Annotated in this window: 11 protein-coding genes and 1 other RNA gene; 7 read left to right on the plus strand and 5 right to left on the minus strand. The window is 66.3% G+C overall.

Annotated elements, in window-relative coordinates:
• Positions 1-53: 53 nt before the first annotated feature.
• Positions 54-150: signal recognition particle sRNA small type (ffs, locus tag ASE39_RS25670), an RNA gene on the plus strand.
• A 230-nt stretch (positions 151-380) separates the two neighbouring features.
• The gene (locus ASE39_RS05360) at positions 381-1,100 is read left to right on the plus strand and encodes a hypothetical protein (protein WP_242421369.1); all 720 of its coding nucleotides are present in this window, start codon (positions 381-383) and stop codon (positions 1,098-1,100) included.
• A 116-nt stretch (positions 1,101-1,216) separates the two neighbouring features.
• On the opposite strand, the gene ASE39_RS05365 is transcribed toward ASE39_RS05360, so the two are convergent.
• The 3 genes from ASE39_RS05365 to ASE39_RS05375 are packed head-to-tail and all read right to left on the minus strand — an operon-like array spanning position 1,217 to position 8,641.
• The gene (locus tag ASE39_RS05365; protein WP_057270476.1) at positions 1,217-2,572 is read right to left on the minus strand and encodes a TIGR03862 family flavoprotein; all 1,356 of its coding nucleotides are present in this window, start codon (positions 2,570-2,572) and stop codon (positions 1,217-1,219) included.
• A gap of 55 nt (positions 2,573-2,627) precedes the next feature.
• Positions 2,628-6,098, minus strand: coding sequence for a UvrD-helicase domain-containing protein (locus tag ASE39_RS05370; RefSeq protein WP_057270477.1), 3,471 nt, complete (start codon positions 6,096-6,098; stop codon positions 2,628-2,630).
• Positions 6,095-8,641, minus strand: coding sequence for a PD-(D/E)XK nuclease family protein (locus ASE39_RS05375; RefSeq protein ID WP_057270478.1), 2,547 nt, complete (start codon positions 8,639-8,641; stop codon positions 6,095-6,097). Before ASE39_RS05375 ends, ASE39_RS05370 begins: the two co-directional genes overlap by 4 nt.
• A gap of 109 nt (positions 8,642-8,750) precedes the next feature.
• Here ASE39_RS05375 and trxA point away from each other — a divergent pair, with 109 nt between their 5' ends.
• From trxA to ASE39_RS05400, 5 genes are all read left to right on the plus strand, one after another.
• A complete protein-coding gene (trxA, locus tag ASE39_RS05380) occupies positions 8,751-9,083 on the plus strand; it encodes a thioredoxin TrxA (protein ID WP_008906761.1) in 333 nt (110 codons plus the stop codon).
• A 261-nt stretch (positions 9,084-9,344) separates the two neighbouring features.
• Positions 9,345-10,607, plus strand: coding sequence for a transcription termination factor Rho (gene rho / locus ASE39_RS05385; RefSeq protein ID WP_010457918.1), 1,263 nt, complete (start codon positions 9,345-9,347; stop codon positions 10,605-10,607).
• A 260-nt stretch (positions 10,608-10,867) separates the two neighbouring features.
• Positions 10,868-11,122 carry a type B 50S ribosomal protein L31 gene (locus ASE39_RS05390; RefSeq protein WP_008906759.1) on the plus strand — a complete coding sequence of 85 codons (255 nt, stop codon included), beginning with the start codon at positions 10,868-10,870 and terminating at the stop codon, positions 11,120-11,122.
• A 106-nt stretch (positions 11,123-11,228) separates the two neighbouring features.
• On the plus strand, positions 11,229-12,929 hold the full coding sequence (locus ASE39_RS05395) for a hypothetical protein (protein WP_057270479.1): 1,701 nt from the start codon (positions 11,229-11,231) through the stop codon (positions 12,927-12,929).
• A 21-nt stretch (positions 12,930-12,950) separates the two neighbouring features.
• The gene (locus ASE39_RS05400; RefSeq protein WP_057270480.1) at positions 12,951-14,318 is read left to right on the plus strand and encodes an MATE family efflux transporter; all 1,368 of its coding nucleotides are present in this window, start codon (positions 12,951-12,953) and stop codon (positions 14,316-14,318) included.
• On the opposite strand, the gene phoR is transcribed toward ASE39_RS05400, so the two are convergent.
• Positions 14,272-15,618 (minus strand): phosphate regulon sensor histidine kinase PhoR, encoded by a 1,347-nt coding sequence (gene phoR / locus ASE39_RS05405; protein WP_057270481.1) that lies wholly within the window; start codon positions 15,616-15,618, stop codon positions 14,272-14,274. The two genes, ASE39_RS05400 and phoR, sit on opposite strands and share 47 nt — an antisense overlap.
• 116 nt (positions 15,619-15,734) lie before the next feature.
• Positions 15,735-16,442: a phosphate regulon transcriptional regulator PhoB gene (phoB, locus tag ASE39_RS05410; protein ID WP_029412769.1), complete on the minus strand. Its 708-nt coding sequence runs from the start codon at positions 16,440-16,442 to the stop codon at positions 15,735-15,737.
• Positions 16,443-16,456 lie beyond the last annotated feature (14 nt).

Consider the following 16,456-nt stretch of genomic DNA (forward strand, 5'->3'; position numbering starts at 1 on the left):
GGCAACGGGGCTGTTCAGAAAAGTGCGTCCGCATCCGTCGTACAATCGCAGGTGACGGGCCTCCCCGCATGGTGAAGCGGCCAACCGGGTCAGGTGGGGAACCAAGCAGCCCTAACTGTGGAGTCAGTGCCGGGGGTAAGGCTCGTCAACTTCTTTTTTCGGTGCCGTTGCGCGCCTGCGCAATGGTCCCGGCGCCATGTTCGCGCCCACCCCCTCCCCACTTTCATTCGGCCCGACATCTGTCCTGCGGGCCAGGGCAGCCTTTGGCCTCCTGTCAGCGCTGTCCGACACCGTTTTGCGGTGTGCCGGATTGCACAACCCCGGTGGAAAGCGCACACTTTGTTGCATCGCTTCATCCTTTATTTTCATCGGGTGCTGCCATGTCAACCCGCCGAATTTCGCCAGTGATTCCTTACCGCCACGGCGCGCTGGTGGTCGGTTTGAGTCTCGCAACAGCCAGTGCAGCATGGGGAGCCGATCCGCGCGGCCTGCGGTTTGCCGACGAAGCCTGGGCCAGCCTGCAACAAGAAGCCAGCAGCCGGTCTTCATCCACCTATGAATTGAACAGTGTCGTGCTGCCCAGTCTGGGCGAGACGCCTTTCTGGCAGACGACGGGAGCGGTCCACACGGGCAGCAGCGTCCACAGCACACAGCAGATCGGCATGACACGCTGGTTCACGCCAGGTTCGCCCGAATCGCTCGCATCGCCCGATGCGCGGAGCAGTTTCGGGCTGCTGCTGGGCATGACCGCACCCGCCCCATCTGCTGGCGCAGCCCCCCTCACAGCGGGCGCTATGGTGCCCGCGAGTTTGGACTTGGGGGTGCGTTGGCGGTCCCGCCTCGACAGCGGGCACCATCTGGACATTACAGCCTGGGCGCGCGCGCCCCAATGGAACCAGCCCCAGGATGCCATGGGCATGATCTGGCAGTCGCAGCCGCCGATGTACGGAACCCGGATGGAGGTGCAGTGGGCATCCTCCCGCACCGGGGGTCTGGTGCCCGAGTTTGGCGCTGTGGGCGTGCAATTGCAGGGCGGATCCCGACTGGTGCTGCGGGCGCGCAAAGGCGGGCCCATGTTGTACTACCGCGCCAAGTTCTGACCCCTGAGACGCTTCGCGCCTTCCCCCGAAAGGGGATGCCTCCAGTGGACCGGTAAAGCCGGATCCACGGTGGCACTGGCGTTGACAGTGCGCCAGGTGCTGACGGCAGGTCTTCTTTAAGCGCCTTGCGCCAGCCAGCGCAGCGCGCCCTCGCCCGCCACGCGGCCGCTGGCCATGCTGGCCGTGATCAGGTAGCCCCCTGTGGGAGCCTCCCAGTCCAGCATTTCGCCCGCGCAGAACACGCCGGGTGCAGCGGTGGCCATGAGGTGGGCATCGAGCGCTTCAAAAGCCACGCCGCCTGCGGTACTGATGGCCTCGTCCAGAGGGCGAGCGGCAATCACCGTGATCGGCAGTGCCTTGATCGCATGGGCCAGCGCCACCGGGTCGTTCACACCGTCCTTGCCCAGGTGTTCGTACAGGATGCCCGCCTTGATGCCATCCAGCCCCAGGCGGCTCTTGAGGTGGCTGGACAACGAGCGTGATCCGCGTGGATGGCGCACCTCCATCAGCACGCGTTCGGGCGTGTGGTCGGGCAGCAAATCCAGATGGAAAGTGGCATGGCCGTGCGCCTCGATCTCGTCGCGCAGCAGGTGCGACGCGGCATAGACCAGGCTGCCCTCGACGCCCGTCGCGGTGGCCACGAATTCGCCCCGCCGGTTGAAGGTGCGGCCCTGGCTGTCGGTCAATGCGAGCGCCACCGTCTTGAAGGGCTGGCCCGCAAAACGCTCGGCAAAGTGGGGCGTCCAGCCTGTAGCGGGCTCAGGCGTGCGGCCAATGAGTTCCTGCAGGAACGCGCGGCGTGTCTCGCCCGCAGGCACGTCGCCACGCAGCACGTCGAAACCGCAATTGGCGGGGCGCAGTGGTGCCACGGCAATCCCGCGCTCGGCCAGAAAGGGCACCCAGGCGCCGTCCGAACCCAGGCGTGCCCAGCTTCCCCCACCCAGCGCCAGCACCACGGCGCGCGCATGCACCACCCTGTCGTCGCCGGATGGCGCGGCAAAGCGCAGCGCACCATCGCCCGCCCAACCCAGCCAGCGGTGCCGCATGTGGAACAGCACACCCTGCCCCCGCAAGCGCTGCAGCCAGGCGCGCAGCAACGGCGCCGCTTTCATGTCGGAGGGAAAAACCCGGCCCGACGTGCCCACAAAGGTCTCCACCCCCAGCCCCTGCGCCCAGGCGCGGATCTCGGGCCCGCCAAACGCGGTGAGCCAGGGTTCAACCTGCGGCTGGCGCTCTGCAAAACGGGTGGCAAACGGCGCATGGGGCTCGGAGTGCGTAAGGTTCAGCCCCCCTTTGCCGGCCAGCAGGAACTTGCGCCCCACCGAGGGCATGGCGTCGAACAGATGGACCACCACGCCTGCATGGGCCAGCACTTCGGCGGCCATGAGCCCGGCAGGGCCTCCGCCCACGATGGCGACATCGCAGCGCAGATCGGCCACGGTATCGGGGGCGGGAGGAACGGCAACATTCATGGGAAAACCTTTGGAGGGGGCAGGAGCCTGTCGGACTTGGAAATCGGAATGACCGTCAGAACAAGGAACCCTGGGGCGAATCGTCAGCGCCGGGCCTCTGCGGCGGGGGCGGCGATGCGGTCTTCGGTTCCTGCGCGGCGGGGGCGAGAGTATGCCGCAGAGCCGCCTCGGCGACCGGCTGCACGCCAGGCCCGCCAAGGGATATCTCCGGCACCAGCACCAGGCGCCCGTCGCCCGTGAGGAAAGCCGCGCGCACGGGTTCGCCAGGCGCCTGCCCCCGTACGGCGCTGCGGTAGCGCTGCAACTGCGCCAGCAGTGCGGGCTGGCGCTCGGGCTCGGCGGCACTTTTGTAGTCCAGCACCCACCAGCCCACACGCTCGGGTGGCTGGTGGCAGTGCACCAGGCGGTCGATGCGCAGGCTCTGGCCCTGGTAGCGCAGGGGTGCTTCGTTGATGGCGGTGTCCACCACCGTGGCATCCCAGGCCCAGGCGCCTTCGCCCGCAAGGATGCGCTGTGCCGTCTGGGCCGCAACCCGCGCGGCGCCCACGGTGATGTCGAAGTCCTGCGCCAGCCGGGCTACGCGGGCCGCCGGCCAGCCCTGGGCGCGCAGTTCCATCAGCGAAACACCTGCCACGCCGGCCTGCTCCAGCAACTGGTGCATGGCCTCGCCCAGGCGCGCTGCAGGGCTGGACAACGATGCCTCCGGGTCGGCCGGATCAGTGCCTTCTTCCACCACCCGGAGAGTAGTGCGCAGTTCGGCAGGCAACACAGGCAACTCGGCCAGCGTGAATTGGTCGTGCATGCTGCCCGTCCTCGCTGCAACCCCATCGGCTTCAACGACCTCGTCCAACCCCTGCGCATCCGCAACCAAGGGCGCCAGCCGGTTCCACCAGCTGCCGGGCGCTGACACGCTGGGCAGCACGGACGACAGTGCCAGGCAATGTTTGGCGCGTGTCATGGCCACGTACAGCATGTTGAGCTCTTCGCGCTGACGGGCCTGTTGCTCGGCGGCCAGGGCGGCTTCGGCACTGGGGGGCGGGCTGGATTCGCTGGCCAGAAAGACAAAACCTGCGGGTTCGGTTTTTTCGCCGGGCCAGTCCACCAGCACGCCCATGGTCTCGGCCTTTTGTGGGCGGGTGTCGGTGTCGAGCAGCAGCACGCAGCGCGCCTCCAGCCCCTTGGCACCGTGCACGGTGAGCAGGCGCACCGCCTGCGCATCCACCCGGCCGGGCGCACGCACGCCGCCCTTCTTCATGGCACGCACAAAGGCATAGGGCGTGAGGTAGCGGCCACCGTCGTGCTGCAGCGCGGCCGACAGCAGCGCGCGCAGGTTGGCCAGCACCGCCATGCGCTGCGCGGCGGGCGTGGCAGCGGCAAAGCGGGCCAGCACGTCGCCATGCTGGTAGATGGCATGCAGCGCGTCGTGCGGTGGTAAGGCGTCCACCCAGGCTTTGTATTGGGCCAAATTGGCCGCTAGCGCTTGTTTATCAAGCGCTATTAGATCACTTTTTTGTAGCAAATCGAACCAGCTAGTGCCCGCGTGCTCTGGCTGGCGGCGCAGCTTCGCCAAGGCCACCAAGGCCTCGTCGCCCAGGCCAAACAGTGGCGACTTGAGCGCACGCGCCAGCGAGAGGTCGTGCCCGGTGGAAACCAGGGCATCCAGCAGCGCCACGATGTCCTGCACCTCGGGCGCGTCGAACAGATCGGCCTTTTCGGGCTGCACACAGGGCAAATGCAAGGCGCGCAGGGCGTCTTGCATGGCCGCAAGCCGGTCGCGCTTGCGGGCCAGCACCAGCACTTCGTTCGGCGGCGTGCCCGCAGCAATCTGCGCCGCCACCCAGGCGGCAGCCTGCGTGCATTCGCGCATGCGCTGGGTTTCTTCGGCCTCGTGGCGTGGCTCGGTCAGGCTGTCGCGCCAGGCCATGGGGTCGTTGCCGGGGCCATCGTCGGCATCAGCGGGCAGGATGGCCGGCAGGCGCAGCAAGGTGCCCGGGTCGGTCGACTCGGTGGTGTGGTCGCGAAAACCCGTGGTCTCGTGCTGCGCCTGCGCCGTGCCCATCACGTGGTTCACGGCGGCGATCACGCCCGTGGCGTTGCGGCGGGTGTGGTCGCAGCTGAGCAGGTCGCCCCCCAGCCCATCGCGCACAAAAGCCTGCGCGGCGATGAACACCTGCGGCTCGGCGCGGCGAAAGCGGTAGATGCTCTGCTTCGGGTCGCCCACGATGAACACGCTGGGCGGTTTCTGACCGCTGGCGCCGCCGCCCGAGCCCGCATAGCCTGACAACCAGGCATGCAGCGCCTGCCACTGCAGCGGGTTGGTGTCCTGGAACTCATCCACCAGCAGGTGGCGGATGCGTGCATCCAGCCGCTCCTGCACCCAGCCCGACAGGATCGGGTCGGCCAGCATGACCAGGGCCGTGCGCTCCACATCGTTCATGTCCACCCAGCCATGCTGCTGCTTGACGGCGGCAAATTCCGCGATCAGGCAGCGGGCCAGCCGGGCCATGCGCTGCTGGTGTTGCCAGGCGTCGTGCTGGCGGCGCGCGGTGAGCAGGCGCTGCAGCTCGGGCTCGGCCTCCTGCGCGGCGGCGAACTTTTCGAGATTCTTCGACAGCCGGTCTTCCTTGGCCACGAACATGGCCTTGCGCAACACGTCCAGGCGCAGGTTCAGGTCGCCGCAGGCCAGCGCATCGATGATGGCGTCGGCCGCCTTTTGTGGCGTCTTGTTGGCCTCGGCCCCCAGGGCCTTGGCGCGGGCCAGCCAGCGCTGGTGGCAAGCGTCGTCCTGCAGCGCGTCGGCGGGCTCGTTGAAAGCCGCCAGATCCGGGTACTGCATCTGGAATGGAGGCACCGAGGCATCGACCACCCCCGCCACATCGGCCAGGTCAAACTCCACCCGCTTGGAGAGCGCCGCCGCCAGCGCCTTGTGGGTTTGCGAGCGGCCATGGCGCGCGACTACCGCCTCGTAGTCGGCCCGCAGGCTGGCGCTGGTGGCGACCGTTTGCAGGAACGGCCCCCACACCTCACGCACGGCCTCGGCATCGTCTTCGAGGAGCTCAAAATTGGCAGGCAAGCCCTGGGCCTGCAGCAGTGCCAACGGGGCCGTGCCGAGCAGCGCTGCAAACCAGCTGTGGAAAGTGCGGATCTGTACCGGACGGCCACTGGCCAGCATCTGGCGGTATAGATTTTGTAGCGCCTCGCGCTTGTCCAGTGCGCGCTGGGGGCTGATTCCTCTTGCAACCAGCTCCCGGGTCAGGTCATCCAGCGGTGCCTCGGCAAACGCCTCCAGCCATTCCTGCAGGCGCTGGCGCATTTCACCGGCCGCCTTCTTGGTGAAGGTGATGGCCAGTATCTCGTGCGGCGCGGCGCCGTCGAGCAAGGCCCGCAGCATGCGCGAGACCAGCATCCAGGTCTTGCCCGCACCCGCGCAGGCCTCCACCGCCACGCTGCGCGCGGGGTCGCAGGCGATGGCGTAGAACGCCTCGCGGGAAACGGGGTGGCCGTTGTGTTCGTAGGCAGCGTTCATTCCCAGAAATCCTTGCGACACAGGCCGCGCGCAACGCAGTAGTCGCAGACCATGCCCTCACCCAGCGCGGGCATGGGGTCGCCCGCAGAGATGCGTTCGAAGTCGTGCTGAATGCCCTCCACGAGCAGGTCGCGCAGGTGCACCACCTCTTCCTGTTCGTGCATCTGCGTCTCGCCCCGCTCGCCCACGTTCACATAGGCAGCGCGCAGCGTGTCGTGGCTCAGCAAGGCGGCATAGAACGCGAGCTGGGTGTCTTCGGCGCCCGCGCCAATGCGCTTGCGTGTGACGGTGTCGTTTTCGGTCTTGTAGTCGATGACCAGTGGCGTGGGCTCGCCCGTGGACGAGACGGCATCGATGCGGTCGATGGTGCCCACCAGCTGCAGGGCGCCCAGCGGTTGGGTGGTCTGCACCTCGGCCTGCCGAAAGTGCCCCCCAGCCTGCTCATGCTGCGCAAGCCAGCGCAGATAGCCATCGCGCACCTGCGGCCAGCCTGCGGCAAACGGTAGAAAGTCGCCCTCCCCCAGGCCTTGCTGCAGCGTGACGGCCTGCGCGGCACTGTCCATGCGGGCCACCCGCGTGGCGGCGTCGTCGGTCGGGTCGGCCAGCAGCTCTTCATGAAAATGCTGGAGCACCGCGTGAAGCCAGTTGCCGAAGTCGCGTTTGTCCACTTCAGCCGCCAGTTCGTCGGCCTCTTGCAGGCCCAGCTGGCGCAGCGCAAAAAAGCGGTAGGGGCAGTGCCGCAGGTCGGAATACGCGGTGGACGACAGGCGTACCACCGGCAGCGCGCTCCCATCGGGCAAAGGACGCGCCGTGGGGTTGGCCGCCACGGTGCGCTGGCTGCGGTCGTCCGCGCCGTGGGTGGCCGCGCCGTCCAGGTGCAACGCCAGCACCAGCGCGCTGGCCAGCAAGGGCTCGCCGCCTTCGTCGCCCGTGCGCCACAGCACATCTACCACCGGTGTCTGCAGCGCGTGTTGCCAGGCGGCGCGCTGTGCCACCTCCAGCGATTTGCGCGTGGGCAGGCCCCAGGCCTGGCGCTGCGCCTGGGTCCAGTCACCCACGGGTTCGGGCGAGGGCTGCAGGCGTTTTTCATCGCAGCCGGGCAGCACCAAGGCGGCAAACGGCCGGGCCAGCAGCTGGGGCATGGGCAGAACGATCACGGGAGCATCACCAGGCTGGGGAGGCACGTAGCGCGCGGCCTCCAGCACTTCGTTGGTCCAACGGGTGAATTCGGGCAGAGACATGCGGCGGCCTGCGCCATCCCAGTCCTCCAGCTCGGCCTCCTGGCCTGCCTGCAGGCGCAGTGCCATCAGCACGCGGGCGCCTGCGGGGTCCTCATCCAGGGCAGACCACTGGCCACTGCCCACCAGCAATTCACGCAAGGCCTGCAGCCACTGTGCCAGCGGGCGCGGCGCGCGCAGGGCTTCGCGCCAGCCCTGTACCTGGGCCACACAGGCTGCCAGGGCGGGCTTGTCCGACCAGTCGCGCCCGGCAGCGCCGGACCAGGTGGCGACCGAAGCCTTGCGCAATGCACGCTCCAGACCATTGAGCACCGTGGGGTCAAAAACCGGCGCATGTTTGAGCCAGTCGAGCACCTCATCGGCCGAGGCATTCCAGGCCGAGGCCTTGAGCGCGGCCATGAGTTGCGCCGCAGCCCGAGTGGTGGACAACGTCCAGCCGTTTTCATCACGCACCGCTACACCGCAACTGGCCAGATGCGCGCCAATACGGCGCGTGAGGGCGCGGTCATTGGCCGCCAGCGCCACCGGGGTGCGGCCGGCCACCACATGCGCCAGCACACAGGCGGCGGCACGCTGGGCTTCGTCCTCGGCATCCTGCGCGGCGTGCAGCGCAATGTGGCCTGCGGCATGGGCGTCTGTCGCCCCAGGCGGTAAGACCAGGGCCGCGGCCTTGTCGCCCCAATGGACCTGCAGGGCCTGCGCCAGGGGCTCGACTTGAAAGCCTTGCAGCACCACCAAAGCGTCCACCGACTGGCGCACGCCGGGCTCGAACAACACGTCGGTGGCATGGCGCGAGGCCAGCACCCATTCCAGCGCAATGCGGGCCACCACGGCCTCAAACCGCAGGGTGGAGCCTTCGTCGGGCTCGGGCATCAGGCTGCGCGCCTGAATGCCCCAGGCTTCACGCCGCACCGGAGCGATGGCAGCCACAGCCACCGCCAATTGGGCAGCAGCCTCTTGCAGAGGCACCGCCAGCACATCGCGTTGCGCGGCCAAGCCGGCGCGATCAAGCAAGGTGCGTGCAGTGAGGGTGTCGCGTGCCACGTCTCCAGCGAGGTCATCGCCCAGCGGCACAAAGGCCGCCAGCTGTCGGGCCCAGTTGCGTGTGGTTTCGAAACGGGGGGCAAATCCGTCGGCATGGTGCAAGGCCCAATAGCGCTGAGCCCAGGGCATGAGCTGCGCATAGGGAACCAGCACCACGGTGCGCGCAGGGTGGGCCCGCAGCCCCCGCATATGTGCCTCTACCTGGGCCAGAACACGTTGCCACACTGCGGCGCATTGATCACTTTTCGCTATGACAGTCATAGCGTCGCAAGGCCCGGCCACACCGGTGAACGTGGGATTGGTTTCTGTCACAATGCCCTGACTTTAAACGTACACCGGTCACAACCCGCTCAAAATCAAGGAATCCGCCATGGCCAGCGAACTCATCAAACATGTCTCTGACGCCAGCTTTGAAGCCGACGTGCTCCAGCCCGGCTCCGCCGTGCTGGTGGACTACTGGGCCGAATGGTGCGGCCCCTGCAAAATGATCGCCCCCATCCTGGACGAAGTGGCAGGCACCTACCAGGGTAAGCTGCAGATTGCCAAGATGAACGTGGACGAAAACCGCGAGATCCCCGCCAAGTTCGGCATTCGCGGCATCCCCACGCTGATGCTGTTCAAGGATGGCCAGTTGGCCGCCACCAAGGTCGGCGCCATGAGCAAGGCGCAACTGACCGCCTTCATCGATCAGCAACTGGCCTGATCCACACCCACAACCCCGCGCCCGCCCATGCACGCGGGGTTGTTTGTTTTCACGACACAGATTGCAGCGCCAGACACAGACCGAATTCGGACCCCGTGAATCGCCCGCTTTATTTCCTGTCATAATTCCTTCAGATCACCGGCCTGCACGCATTGGCAGCCGGACCGAGATCCCCGGCGAGCCAGACCTGCAAACAGCAGCCCATCTGGCACCAGCCCTCCTCCCCCAAGATTCATACCAGCTCCGCCAAGGAGTCATTCCATGCACTTAAACGAACTCAAGGCACTGCACGTGTCTGAAGTCCTGAAGCAAGCCGAAGAACTCGAAATCGAAAATACCGGCCGCATGCGCAAGCAGGAGCTGATGTTTGCGATCATCAAGAAGCGCGCCAAGACCGGGGAACAGATCATTGCCGACGGCGTGCTGGAGATCCTGCCCGACGGCTTCGGCTTCCTGCGCAGCCCGGACACGAGCTTTACCGCCAGCACGGACGATATCTACATCAGTCCCAGCCAGGTGCGCCGTTTCAATCTGCACACCGGCGACATGATCGAAGGTGAAGTCCGCACACCCAAAGACGGTGAACGTTACTTCGCACTGAACAAACTCGACTCCGTCAACGGCGGCCCGCCGGAGCAGAACAAGCACAAGGTGATGTTCGAAAACCTGACGCCCCTGTTCCCCAAGGAGCAGATGCGCCTGGAGCGCGACGTCAAGAGCGAAGAGAACATCACCGGCCGCATCATCGACATCATCGCCCCCATCGGCCGTGGCCAGCGCGCGCTGATCGTCGCCCCGCCCAAGAGCGGCAAGACGGTGATGATGCAGCACATCGCCCACGCCATCACGGCCAACAACCCCGATGTGCACCTGATGGTGCTGCTGGTGGACGAGCGCCCTGAAGAAGTGACCGAAATGCAGCGCACGGTGAAGGGCGAAATCATCGCCTCCACCTTCGACGAGCCCGCCGCCCGCCACGTGCACGTGGCCGAGATGGTGATCGAGCGCGCCAAGCGCCTGGTCGAGCTGAAGAAGGATGTGGTGATCCTGCTCGATTCGATCACCCGCCTGGCCCGCGCCTACAACAACGTCGTGCCGTCGTCCGGCAAGGTGCTGTCGGGTGGTGTGGACGCCGCCGCGCTGCAGCGCCCCAAGCGCTTCTTCGGCGCCGCGCGCAAGGTCGAGGAAGGTGGCTCGCTCACCATCATCGCCACCGCCCTGGTCGACACCGGCAGCCGCATGGACGAAGTGATCTTCGAAGAGTTCAAGGGCACCGGCAACTGCGAAATCCACCTGAACCGCCGCCTGTACGAAAAGCGCGTGTTCCCCGCGATTGAACTCAACAAGAGCGGCACGCGCCGCGAAGAGCTGCTGCTGGCGCCCGAGATCCTGCAAAAGACACGCATCCTGCGCCAGTTCATGTACAACATGGACGAGATCGAGTCGATGGAGCTCATGATCAAGAACATGAAGGCCACCAAGACCAATGTGGACTTCTTCGACATGATGCGAAGGGGTGGGTAAGCCCACCCTTGAGTCGCCTTCGGCGCCTTCCATCCAGGGGGGGCGGCACCCGTGGCCTGGCGGACCAGTTCCACGGTGGCACTGGGCTTGGGCCGCGCCGGTTTTTGCCGCTGTGACGGGTGCGCAGTGACGTTGAACAAGACACATATTTGCCCTATGCAATAATAGAGGGCTTTTTCTGCGGAAAGTACGCTGGATGTTCCACGGCGCAAAGGTTGCACCGGGTTCAGCACGGCTCCCGCACTTGACAAGGATTGATCATGAAAGAAGGCATTCACCCCAACTACCGCGAAGTCCTGTTCTCGGACCTGTCCAACGGTTTCAAGTTCGTGACCCGTTCGTGCGTGAACACCAAGGAAATGGAAACCTTCGAAGGCAAGGAATACCCGCTGTTCAAGCTGGACACCTCCTCGGAGTCGCACCCCTTCTACACCGGTACGCAAAAGTCGGTGGACAACATGGGTGGCCGCGTGGAGCGCTTCCGCAACCGTTTCGGCAAGACCGCAGCGAAGTAATTCGCCCTTGCGTTCCCGCCAAAAAGGCAGCCCGGGCAACCGGGCTGCCTTTTTCTTTGGTTTTGCCCTTATTCTCGGTGGCTCCGCTTTTGCCGCCCTCTGACGCGTGAATCCACCAACCCCCGCCATCGTTACCCAGAACGCTGTCAGCCCCCTGCCACGCTGGGCACTGGTCCTGCTTTGTATTGCCTACGTCGTGCCCGGCTTCATCGGGCGCGATCCGTGGAAAAGTGCGGACGTCACGGCGTTTGGCTACATGCTGGAACTGGCCCATGGGCGTACGCCCTGGCTGAGCCCCCTGCTGGGCGGCATGCCCCCGGAGACCGAAGGACTGCTGCCGTACTGGCTGGGTGCATGGGCCATCCAGCTGGCGCCACAGTGGGTTTCTGCCGAAATGGCGGTTCGACTCCCCTTCGCCTTCCTGCTGGTCATCACCCTCATTGCCACGTGGTACGCCGTCTACTACCTCGCCCGCAGTCCGGGAGCGCAGCCTGTGGCTTTCGCCTTTGGAGGCGAAGCCAACCCACCCGACTACGCCCGCGCGATTGCCGATGGCGGGCTGCTGGCACTGATTGCCTGCCTGGGTCTCGCGCAGCTCTCTCATGAAGTCACCAGTTATCTGGTGCAGCTCAGTTGTACGGCGCTGATCTTCTTTGCGGTTGCAGCCATGCCACACCGCACCATGGCCCCTGCCGTGGCGCTGGTCGCGGGCCTGGTCGGGCTCACGCTGGCGGGCGCTCCCGCGCTTGCGGCATTGCTGGGGTTGGGCAGCATGGCGGTGGTGGTGTATGCGCCCGGCAGCCCGACAGACCGCCGTCTGCGCTGGGCGCTCACCCTGGCGGCGATCACGCTGGTGGCGGCATGGATCGCCTGGGGGCTGGATCTCTGGCGCTGGCGGATTGTGGGTTCCGGCTCTGGCGGCAAGGAATGGCAGAGCCTGGCGCGGCTGCTGCTATGGTTTGGATGGCCCGCCTGGCCCCTCGCACTGTGGACCCTGTGGCGATGGCGCAAGCAGATCATCAGCCGCCAGGGGCACCGGCACCTGCTGCTTCCGCTGTGGTTCTCGGCGGTTTCCATCGCTGCCACCTTCACCACCCAGCCCGCAGACAGGGCCTTGCTGCTCGGCCTGCCGGCCCTGGCCGCACTGGCCGCGTTCGCCTTGCCGACGTTGCGACGTAGCGTGGGGGCTCTGATCGACTGGTTCACACTGCTGTTCTTCACCATTTCTGCACTGGCGATCTGGGTGATCTGGATTGCCATGCAGACGGGCGTTCCCGCCAAGCCTGCGGCCAATGTGGCCAAGCTGGCCCCCGGTTTTGTGCCGCAGTTTTCTGCGCTGGCCCTCATCGTGGCCCTGGCGGCCACCGTGGGCTGGTGCAGCCTGGTGTGGTGGCGCGCCTCGCGCAACCGGGCCCCGATCTGGAAGAGCCTGGTGCTGCCCGCCAGCGGCGCTGCGCTGGGCTGGCTGCTGCTGATGACCCTGTGGCTCCCACTGCTGGACTACGCCCGCAGCTACCGCCCCCAGGTTCGCAGCGTGATGGCCACATTGGGCCCGTCCCCGGGCTGCGTGCAGACCGTGGGACTAAACCGCGCCCAGGTGGCGGCACTGCAGTACCACGGCGGCCTTTCGCTGCAACGGGCAGGCCTGCAGGACGAGTGCGACTGGCTGGTGGCGGACATCGCTTCCTGGCCTCCGTCCGAGCGCATGGTGAATGTGGCGCGCTGGGAAGCCCGGGCCACCATTCCACGCCCCACTGACAAGAACGACCACCTCCTGGTGTTTCACCGTGCGGGGCCTGCACTCTGATGCCCGAATGATGCCGGGGTAATGTCCGAGCTTTCGACCATCTCCCGCCACGCCATCACGGTGCTGGCCGGGCAACTGGCTGTGATGGCGTTTGGCGTGACGGACACCATCGTCGCCGGGCGCCATGGAGAAGCCTCGCTCGCCGCATTGTCGGTGGGCAGCGCCATCTTCATCAGCGTGTATGTGGCGCTGATTGGCGTGCTCCAGGCGTTGCTTCCGGTATGGGCCGAGCAGCGCGGCGCCCGACAGACCGATGCCCTGGGCCGGTCTCTGCGGCAGTCGCTTTACCTGTGCGGCGTGGCCTCACTGGTGGGGATGGCCATCCTGCTGTCCCCCGGCCCCCTGCTGCGCTGGACCGAGGTGCCGCCGGCCCTGCGCACCGAGGTGGAAAGCTACCTGGCCGTGCTGGCCCTGGCATTGCCGCCTGCCCTCCTCTTTCGCATCTACAGCACCTTGAACCAGGCCCTGGGGCGCCCCCAACTGGTGACCTGGCTGCAGGTGGGCTCGCTGCTGATCAAGCTGCCCCTGTCGATCTGGTTCACCTTTGGCGGCGCAGGGCTGCCCGCGCAGGGCGTGGTGGGATGCGCCTGGGCCACCCTGGTGGTCAACTGCAGCATGCTCGCGCTGGCGATCTGGCTGCTGCGCACGCGGGACATATATAGGCCCCTGCACATCTGGCGCCGCATGGAGCTCCCGCACTGGCCCACCATCGGGGGGTTTGCACGGTTGGGCATCCCGGCGGGGCTTGCCGTCATGGTCGAGGTGACGTCGTTCACATTGATGGCGTTGTTCATTGCACGCCAGGGCACCACCGCCTCTGCGGCCCACCAGATCGCTGCCAATGTGGCCGCGGTGCTCTACATGGTGCCGCTGTCGCTGGCCATCGCCACCAGCGCCCGCGTCAGCTATTGGCTGGGCGCTGGCGATCCAGCACGGGCGCGCAAGGTGGTTTTTATAGGTTTTAGGCTCTCTGCGCTTATTGGTATTGCGCTAGCAGCTATTTTATTGATAGCAAAAAGTCACATTGGCGGTGTGTACTCCGCCCACACCGGCGTGGTGGCCCTGACGGGCGGGGTCATGGTGTGGGTCGCGGCGTACCACGCAGCCGATGCACTGCAGACACTGTGCGTGTTCGTGTTGCGCTGCTACCGCATCACCGTGGCGCCGCTGGTGGTGTATTGCGTGCTGCTGTGGGGGGCAGGCTTGGGGGGTGGCTACCTGCTGGCCTACCAGGGCCAGGGGCCCTGGGCAACGGAACCATCGCCCACCCCCTTCTGGGCCGCGAGTGCCGTGGCCTTGTGGGTGACCGCGGCGCTTTTCATGGCCATGCTCTGGACAGCCATCAGTCCGGCAGCAAGAACCCGCGCAGCCGGTTCGCCGGAAAGGTGACCGTGAACACCGAGCCCTTGCCCAGGGTGCTGGCAATGTCCAGCGTGGCACCATGCCGCTGCAGAACATGCTTGACGATGGCCAGCCCCAAGCCTGTGCCGCCGGTCTCGCGGGAGCGGCTGCGGTCCACGCGATAAAAGCGCTCTGTCAGGCGCGGCAGGTGCTCGGGGGCGATACCCGGCCCCGTGTCCTGCACCGAGAAAACTGCGCGGCCATCTTCCATGCGGTGCCACGCCACCGTGATCACCCCGCCCGCAGGCGTGTAGCGCACTGCATTGCTGATGAGGTTCGACAACGCGCTTTGCAGCTCGGTGGGCACACCCGCAATGTCGCCTTCGGCCTGCAAGGCGTTCATCGGCGGAAAAACCATGACATGCTGGCGCGGCTGGTTCTGCGTGAGCAGGGACGACAACGCACGCCCCTCCTCTTCGCAGCGCTGCATCAGTGCCTGGACAGGTGTCCACTCTGCCATGCCGGGTGGCGGGCTGCCCTCCAGGCGCGACAGCGTCAAGAGGTCTTGCACCACGCTTTGCATGCGCAGCGCCTGTTGGGCCATCATGCCCAGGTAGCGAGACCGCTCTTCCGCGCTCAAGGGCAGCGTCTGCAGGGTTTCGACAAAACCGGTCAACACGGTCAGGGGCGTGCGGATCTCATGGGACACATTGGCCACGAAGTCACGCCGCATGGCCTCGGCCTGCTCCAGCGCCGTGACATCGCGCGACAGCAGCAGGGTACGCCCATCGCCATAGGGGTGCAGATGCACCGAGATGCGCACCGGCCGCGAAGGCGTGCTGAAACGCCCCTCCAGCACCACATCGTGGGTGAAGTCCTGGGCGGAAAAGTAGGCGGTGAACTCGGGGTCACGCACCAAGTTGCCGATCGACTGCATCACATCGCGCTGCGCATCAAAGCCGAACTGGCTGGCCGCCATCTGGTTGCACCACTCAATGCGGCCTTGCGCATCCAGCAAGACCACCCCATTGGGCGTGGCCTGCAGCGCGGCCAGGATCTCCTGCAGCCGGTCCTGGCTGTCGCGGATCTGGGCCTCCTGCCTGCGCAAGAGGCGCCGCGCACGGTCTGCCGCCTCGCCCCAGATACCGCGCATGGCCGGGACTTCGGACAGATCCCCCGTGCGCAGCCAGCGCAGCACGCGCGCACCGCGCAGCAGGTCCCAGACAAACCAGGCCCACGCCGCCAGGGCTGCACCCAGGGCAGCGCCCCAGGGGCCGCCACCGTGCCACCACCCCAGCCCACCACCCGCTATCTGCCAGAGCAGGAAATACGAAATACGCCACAGCATGCGGTCAGCAAAGCCTTCTCAGAAAAGCAGGGGCGCATCCTGTGCGCCCCATCGACAACATCAGGCTTGCGCCCTCAGCACCTCTTCTCCCTATTGCAGGGGAAGTGAACAGGCGCTCACGCCTGCAACTGCACCTGGGGCTGGGCCGTGAGCCGGTAGCCCGCGCCACGCACGGTTTCCACCATCACGGAGGCGGCGCCCAGCGCTTCGCGCAGGCGCTTCACATGCACGTCCACCGTGCGCTCCTCGATGAAGACATGGTCGCCCCACACCTTGTCGAGCAGCTGCGAGCGGCTGTGCACACGCTCGGCATGCTTCATCAGGAAGTGCAGCAGCTTGAACTCCGTAGGACCCACCTTGAGCGGCTGGCCCTGGAAGGTCACGCGGTACGTTCCGGCATCGAGCACCAGCTCGCCAATGGTCACGCTGTCGCTGACCTGCTCGGGCGCACGACGGCGCAGCACCGCGCGGATGCGGGCCAGCAGTTCCTGCGTGGAGAACGGCTTGGTGATGTAGTCGTCCGCGCCAGCATCGAGCCCAGCAATCTTGTCGGGCTCATCGCCGCGGGCCGTGAGCATCAGGATCGGGATCGGCTTGGTGCGGCTGTCGGCCCGCCATTTGCGGGCCAGTGACAAACCGCTTTGTCCGGGCAGCATCCAGTCGAGCAGGATGACGTCGGGCAGCACAGCGTCCAGCTCGCGCTGGGCCGAGTCTCCGTCTTCCGCCCAGAAAGGCTGGAATCCGTTGTGCCGCAGATTGACAGCAATCAGCTCGGCAATCGCGGGTTCGTCCTCCACGATGAGGACGCGTGGGAGCTTTCTCATAAATGTGCCAAAGC

Source organism: Acidovorax sp. Root267, from assembly GCF_001429215.1.
GTDB lineage: Bacteria > Pseudomonadota > Gammaproteobacteria > Burkholderiales > Burkholderiaceae_C > Acidovorax > Acidovorax radicis.

What these genes read in the sequence shown, in the direction of transcription:
- ASE39_RS05360 (WP_242421369.1), top strand. Translation starts at nt 381, where the DNA reads ATGTCAACCCGCCGAATTTCGCCAGTGATTCCTTACCGCCACGGCGCG.
- ASE39_RS05365 (WP_057270476.1), bottom strand. Translation starts at nt 2,572, where the DNA reads ATGAATGTTGCCGTTCCTCCCGCCCCCGATACCGTGGCCGATCTGCGC.
- ASE39_RS05370 (WP_057270477.1), bottom strand. Translation starts at nt 6,098, where the DNA reads ATGAACGCTGCCTACGAACACAACGGCCACCCCGTTTCCCGCGAGGCG.
- ASE39_RS05375 (WP_057270478.1), bottom strand. Translation starts at nt 8,641, where the DNA reads ATGACTGTCATAGCGAAAAGTGATCAATGCGCCGCAGTGTGGCAACGT.
- trxA (WP_008906761.1), top strand. Translation starts at nt 8,751, where the DNA reads ATGGCCAGCGAACTCATCAAACATGTCTCTGACGCCAGCTTTGAAGCC.
- rho (WP_010457918.1), top strand. Translation starts at nt 9,345, where the DNA reads ATGCACTTAAACGAACTCAAGGCACTGCACGTGTCTGAAGTCCTGAAG.
- ASE39_RS05390 (WP_008906759.1), top strand. Translation starts at nt 10,868, where the DNA reads ATGAAAGAAGGCATTCACCCCAACTACCGCGAAGTCCTGTTCTCGGAC.
- ASE39_RS05400 (WP_057270480.1), top strand. Translation starts at nt 12,951, where the DNA reads ATGTCCGAGCTTTCGACCATCTCCCGCCACGCCATCACGGTGCTGGCC.
- phoR (WP_057270481.1), bottom strand. Translation starts at nt 15,618, where the DNA reads ATGCTGTGGCGTATTTCGTATTTCCTGCTCTGGCAGATAGCGGGTGGT.
- phoB (WP_029412769.1), bottom strand. Translation starts at nt 16,442, where the DNA reads ATGAGAAAGCTCCCACGCGTCCTCATCGTGGAGGACGAACCCGCGATT.